The following is a 6,384-nucleotide window of genomic DNA, read 5'->3' on the forward strand; positions in this document are numbered from 1 at the left end:
ACTCCTCGGGCTGCGGCCCTCGGGCCGGCGGTCCTGCGGACCGCGCGACACGGTCAGCTGCGCGCCGCCGCGATCGCCTCGTGCACCATGCGCACCAGCGTCTCGTCGGCGTCCCGGCGTCCGAACTCGGCCGCCGCGCGCCCCATCGCGTACAGGCGCCCGGGGTCGGTGAGCACCGGCACCACGTTCGCGGTGATCCACTCCGGGGTCAGATCGGCGTCGTCGACCAGCAGGCCCCCGCCGGCCTTGACCACCGGCTGGGCGTTCAGCCGCTGTTCGCCGTTGCCGATCGGCAGCGGCACGTAGGCGGCGGGCAGCCCGACGGCCGACAACTCGGCGCAGGTCATCGCGCCAGCGCGGCACAGCACCATGTCGGCCGCGGCGTACGCGAGGTCCATCCTCTCCACGTACGGCAGCACGACGTACGGAGGCGCGCCGGGCGGCGGGGTGATCGTCAGCTCGTTGTTCGGGCCCGCCGCGTGCAGCACCTGGACGCCGGCCGCGAGAAGCTGCTCGGCGGTCCCCGCCAGCGTCTCGTTGAGGCGCCGGGCACCCTGCGACCCGCCGAACACCAGCAGCGTCGGCCGCATCGGGTCGAGCCCGAACGCCGCCCGCGCCTTCTCGCGCTCGCCCTCGCGGTCGAGCGTGGCGATGGCGCGGCGCAGCGGGATGCCGATGTAGCGGGCGTTGCGCAGCTTGCTGTCGGGGGTGCTGACCGCGACGAAGTGCGTGTAGCGCGCTCCGATCTTGTTGGCCAGCCCGGGCCGCGCGTTGGCCTCGTGCACCACGATCGGGATGCCCTGGCGCTTCGCCGCGAGGTACCCGGGCAGCGCGACGTACCCGCCGAAGCCGACCAGGACGGACGCGCGGGTGCGCTCCAGCACCGCGGCGGCCTCGCGGATCGTGCCGCGCAGCCGGCCGGGGACGGTCATCAGCTCGGGGGTGGGCTTGCGCGGCAACGGGACCGCCGGGATCAGCGCCAGCTCGTAGCCGCGGGCCGGGACGAGCTTCGTCTCCAGGCCTTTGGACGTGCCCAGCGCGGTGATGCCCACATCGGGGTTCTCCCGCCGCAACGCATCAGCGAGGGCGAGGGCCGGCTCGATGTGCCCGGCGGTTCCCCCGCCGGCGAGGACGACATGCACCTGTTTCACCGCTCCCTGCGCGGCAGGATCCGCGCGAACGCACGGCGGACCGCCCCGGGACCCTGGGCCGCGAGCTGCTTCTGCGCTCCTGGTTCGGTACGGGCGAACGAGAGCAGCATGCCCACGGCGAACATGGTCGGAAGCAAGGCGGAGCCTCCGTAGGACACCAACGGCAAGGGCACACCGGCGATCGGCAGGAGACCGAGCACCGCACCGATGTTGATCGTGGCCTGGGCCGTGATCCACGCGGTGGCGCCCCCCGCGGCAAGCCGTACGAAGGGGTCCTTCGTGCGGCCCGCGACGCGGATACCCGCATAGCCTAGAGCCGCGAAGAGGGTGAGTACCGACAGCGTCCCCACCAGTCCCAGTTCCTCGCCGATCACGGCGAAGATGAAGTCGGTGTGGGCTTCGGGCAGGGTGCCCCATTTCTCATAGCTCGTTCCGATTCCGCTGCCGAACAACCCGCCGGTCGACAGGGCGTAGATGCCGTGCGCGGCCTGGAGGGTTTCACCCTGCGGGTCGGAGAACGGGTCGAGGAACGAGCTGAACCGGGCCGCCCGGTGCGGCTTCATGAGCACGAAGACGGTGGTCAGGAGGGCCGCGGCGCCCAACGCGAGGACGAACAGCCGCCCCGGCGCCCCGGCCACCCACAGCAGCGCCAGCACGACCACCGTGATGATCATCGCGGTGCCCATGTCACCGCCCATCATCACCAGGCCGAGCACCAGCAGCGCGCCGGGGAACAGCGGGATGAACAGGTGCCGCCACTGGCCCAGCAGCCGCTGCTTGCGGGTGAGCAGGTCGGCGCCCCACAGCACCAGGCCGAGCTTGGCGAACTCGGACGGCTGGATCTGGAACACCCCGCCCAGCGCGATCCAGTTGCGGTTGCCGTTGACCTCCATACCGACGCCCGGCACGAGAACCAGGCACAGCGCGCCGATCGCGCCGAGCAGCAGCGGGTAGGCGAGCATGCGGTACGCCCGCACGGGCAGCCGGGCACCGAGCCACATCAGCGGCAGCCCGATGCCGATCGCGATGGCCTGCTTGAGGAAGACCGCGCTGAAATCGCCGTACGTGACGCGCGAGAAGATCTGCGACGCGGACAGCACCATGACCAGGCCGAGCACCGACAGCAGCAGCCCGGCGCCGAGCAGCAGGTAGTACGACGCCAGCGGCCGGTCGAGCGCCCGCCGCAGGTCGCGCATCCGCGACTGCTCGGGCCCCCCGCCGCCGGAGTCGCGGGCGGCCGGGACCGAGGCGTCGCCGCGCGCCCTTCCCCATCGCATGGCGGGCCGCTGCGCGCTCTTGCGTGCCTCCTGTGTCGCCCCGGGCATGGGTGGGCCGCCCCGTCAGGAAACGTCGCCGGAGAGCCTGTGCACCGCCTCGGCGAACGCGTCGCCGCGCGCACCGTAGTTGCTGAACATGTCCATCGAGGCACACGCCGGGGCGAGGAGCACGGTGTCCCCCGGACGGGCCAGTTCCGCCGCCTTGCGCACCACGAGATCCATGGCCCCAGTGTCGGTCGCGTCGACCTCGGATACCGGGACATCGGGGGCGTGTCGCGCCAGTGCGTCCCGGATCACAGCGCGGTCGGCGCCCATCAGCACGACGCCGCGCAGGTGGCCGCGGGCGTCCGCGACGAGTTCGTCGAAGGACGCGCCCTTGGCCAGCCCCCCGGCGATCCACACCGTGGACGGGTACGCCGCAAGCGACGCCGCCGCGGCGTGCCCGTTTGTGGCCTTGGAGTCGTCGATGTACGCGACGCCGCCGACGGTGGCGACGTGCGCGATGCGGTGCGCGTCCGGCCGGAAGGCCCGCAGGCCCTCACGGACCGCCTCCGGGCCGACGCCGTAGGCGCGCGCGAGCGCGGCGGCGGCCAGGGCGTTGGCGACGTTGTGCGGAGCGGTCGGCACCACGTCGGCGACCTCGGCCAGTTCCGCGGCCTCGGTGCGCGTGTCGGCCACGAACGCCCGGTCGACCAGCAGGTCTTCCACCACCCCGAAGCCGCTGGGGCCGGGGGCGCCGAGGCCGAAGGCGATCGCCCGGCAGCCCTCGGTGACGTCCGCCTCCCGGACCAGTTCCTCGGTCGCGGGGTCGGCGAGGTTGTAGACGCACGCGACCTCGGCACCGGCGAAGATCCGGCCCTTGTCGGCGGCGTAGGCCTCCGCGGAGCCGTGCCAGTCCAGGTGGTCCGCGGCGATGTTGAGGACGGCCGCGGCCCGCATGCGCGGGGCGTCGGAGCCCTCGTGCCACGGGCTGAGCCAGTGCAGTTGGAAGCTGGACAGTTCGAGGGCGAGGACGTCGTACGCCTGGCCGCCCCGCTCGTCGCGGGCCAGCACCGCGTCCAGCACCGGCGTCCCCACGTTGCCGACCGCCTCGGCGCGCAGCCCGGCGGCGGTCAGGATGCTCGCGAGCATGCGCACGGTGGTGGTCTTGCCGTTGGTGCCGGTGATGGCGAGCCAGGGCGCGGCGCCTTCGCGTGGGCGGACCCGCCACGCGAGTTCGACGTCCCCCCAGACCGGGATCCCGGCCTCGGCGGCGGCCGCGAACAGCGGCGAGTCCGGGCGCATGCCGGGCGAGGTCACGACGACGTCGACGCCGTCGGGCAGCGTGGCGTCGTCGCCGAGGCGCACGGTCGCGCCGATGGCCTCCAGGTCGGCGGCGCGGGTGCGTGCGTGCGCGTCGTTGGCGGCGTCCACCACGACGACGCGCGCGCCCAGTTCGCGCAGCGCGCGGGCGGCCGAGGCGCCGGAGATCCCGGCGCCGACGACGCATGCGGACAGTTCGCCCCAGGGAGCGTCCAGGTGGTTGAACCCGCCGAGATCGAGCGCCGCCGCGCGGTGGTCCGGCAGGGGGCGTTCGTCTGTCATCTGGCGGTCACCCGTCACTTGGCCGTCACCCAGCCCGCGTAGAAGATGCCGATGCCGAGGATCACGCAGAGGCCCGCGATGATCCAGAAGCGTACGACGATGAGTACTTCGGGCCAGCCTTTCAGCTCGAAGTGGTGTTGCAGCGGAGCCATGCGGAAGACGCGCTTGCCGGTCATCTTGAAGAAGCCGACCTGGATGATGACGGACAGCGAGATGATCAGGAACAGGCCGCCGAGCAGCGCGGACAGCAGCTCGGTCTGGGTGCAGATCGCCAGGCCGGCCAGCGCGCCGCCGAGGGCGAGGGAGCCGGTGTCGCCCATGAAGATCTTGGCCGGCGAGGTGTTCCACCACAGGAACCCGAAACAGGAGCCCATCATCGCGGCGGCCACGATCGCGAGGTCGAGCGGGTCGCGTACGTCGTAGCACGCGGCGCTCGCCGACGCCTCGAAGGCGCAGCTCTGCCCGTGCTGCCACACGCCGATGAAGGTGTACGCGCCGAAGACGATCACCGACGCGCCGGTGGCGAGGCCGTCGAGCCCGTCGGTCAGGTTGACGCCGTTGGAGTGCCCGGCGATCAGGATGTACGCCCACACCACGAAGAACACCGGCGTCAGGTTGAGCGCGGTGTCCGTCACGAACGACAGGTGTGTCGACGCGGGTTCGAAACCGCGGTCGTTGGGGAACTGAAGGGCCAGGATCGCGAAGGAGATGCCGACGAAGGACTGGCCCGCCAGCTTGGCCTTGGCCCGCAGGCCCAGGCTGCGCTGCTTGACGATCTTGATGAAGTCGTCGACGAAACCGACGAGTCCGAGGCCGGCCATCAGGTACAGCACGAGGATGGCCGACGCCGTCGGCCGCTCCAGCGTGATGGCCTTGGCCCCCGCGTACCCCAGCAGTGCGGCCAGGATGATGACCGCGCCGCCCATCGTCGGGGTGCCGCGCTTGCTGTGGTGGCCCTGCGGGCCGTCGTCCCGGATGAGCTGGCCGTAGCCGCGCTTGACCAGGATGCGAATCGCGAGCGGTGTGCCGATGAGCGACAGCACCAGGGCGATTCCACCGGAGAGCAGAACCGCCCTCACCGGCGCACCTCCCCGGCGGCCGCCGCGCCTTCGGCGCCGCCCGTGCCGCCTGCCCCGCCCGCGCCGTCCGCTCCGTCGTCCAGCAGGGCGAGGGCGACGCGCTCCAGCGCCGCACCGCGCGACGCCTTCACCAGCACGACGTCGCCCGCGCGCAGCTCGGACCGCAGCAGGTCGACGGCCGCCTGCGTGTCGGGTACCAACACCGACTCCTCACCCCAAGAACCCTCGTTCTTCGCCGCAATGTCCATCCACGCGGCCTCCCTGCCCCCTACCGCCACCAGGCGGCCGATGTTCAGCCGCACCGCGAGGCGGCCGATCGCGTCGTGCTCGGCCAGCGAGGCGTCGCCCAGTTCGCGCATTTCCCCCAGCACCGCCCACGTACGGCGGCCGCCGGCCATCGCCGCGAGCGCCTTGAGTGCGGCACGCATCGAGTCGGGGTTGGCGTTGTACGCGTCGTTGACCACCGTCACGCCGTCGGCGCGTTCGGTCACTTCCATGCGCCAGCGCGACACGGACCCGGCCCCGCCGAGCGCGGCCGCGATCTCGCCGACGCCCATGCCCAACTCGCGTGCCACCGCCGCGCAGGCGAGGGCGTTGGCCACGTGGTGCTCACCGTACAGGCGCAAGATCACCGGTGCATCGCCGTCCGGTGTGCGGAGTGTGAAGGAGGCGCGTCCGGTTGAGTCGAGTCGTACGTCTTGGGCGCGGATGTCCGCACTCGCCCCCTCGCCGAAGAACACCACGCGGGCGCGCGTGCGTTCGGCCATCGCGCGCACCAGCGGGTCGTCGGCGTTGAGCACCGCGACGCCGTCGGCCGGCAGCGCCTCCACCAGCTCGCCCTTGGCCTTGGCGATGGTCGCCCGGTCGCCGAACTCGCCCAGGTGGGCCGTGCCGACGTTGAGCACGACGCCGACGCGCGGCGGTACGACGCCGCACAGGTAGGCGATGTGGCCGACGCCGCGGGCACCCATCTCCAGCACGAGGTGACGGGTCGTCAGCTCGGCGGACAGCGCGGTGAGCGGCAGCCCGATCTCGTTGTTGAACGACCCGGGCGGCGCGATGGTCTCGCCGGCGTGCGCGAGCACCTGGGCGATCAGGTCCTTGGTGCTGGTCTTGCCGGACGAGCCGGTGATGCCCACCACGGCGGTCTGCGGCAGGCGGTCGGTGACGTGCCGCGCGAGGCGGCCCAGCGCCTCGACGACCGCGCCGGTCCCGTCCGTCGCCGCGTCGCCCGCGGTCTCGTCCACGACGATCGAGGGCACGCCGGTCTCGCGGGTCGCGAGCACCGCGACG

5 protein-coding genes are annotated in these 6,384 nt (G+C 72.7%); all 5 read right to left on the reverse strand.

Annotation, left to right across the window (positions count from 1 at the left end; genetic code table 11):
* Positions 1–53: 53 nt before the first annotated feature.
* Positions 54–1,142, reverse strand: a complete 1,089-nt coding sequence (gene murG / locus ACRX5S_RS17525; protein WP_436774055.1) for an undecaprenyldiphospho-muramoylpentapeptide beta-N-acetylglucosaminyltransferase — start codon at positions 1,140–1,142, stop codon at positions 54–56.
* A gap of 5 nt (positions 1,143–1,147) precedes the next feature.
* Positions 1,148–2,428, reverse strand: a complete 1,281-nt coding sequence (gene ftsW / locus ACRX5S_RS17530) for a putative lipid II flippase FtsW (RefSeq protein WP_436773871.1) — start codon at positions 2,426–2,428, stop codon at positions 1,148–1,150.
* A 63-nt stretch (positions 2,429–2,491) separates the two neighbouring features.
* Positions 2,492–4,012, reverse strand: a complete 1,521-nt coding sequence (gene murD, locus ACRX5S_RS17535; protein ID WP_436773872.1) for a UDP-N-acetylmuramoyl-L-alanine--D-glutamate ligase — start codon at positions 4,010–4,012, stop codon at positions 2,492–2,494.
* 14 nt (positions 4,013–4,026) lie between these two features.
* Entirely contained in the window at positions 4,027–5,091 is a 1,065-nt protein-coding gene (gene mraY, locus ACRX5S_RS17540) for a phospho-N-acetylmuramoyl-pentapeptide-transferase (RefSeq protein WP_436773873.1), read from the reverse strand.
* Positions 5,088–6,384: UDP-N-acetylmuramoyl-tripeptide--D-alanyl-D-alanine ligase (locus tag ACRX5S_RS17545; protein ID WP_436773874.1), on the reverse strand; the 1,297-nt coding region annotated here is incomplete at its 5' end. The genes mraY and ACRX5S_RS17545, both read right to left, overlap by 4 nt.

Source organism: Yinghuangia sp. YIM S09857 (assembly GCF_051388915.1).
Classification (GTDB): Bacteria; Actinomycetota; Actinomycetes; order Streptomycetales; family Streptomycetaceae; genus Yinghuangia.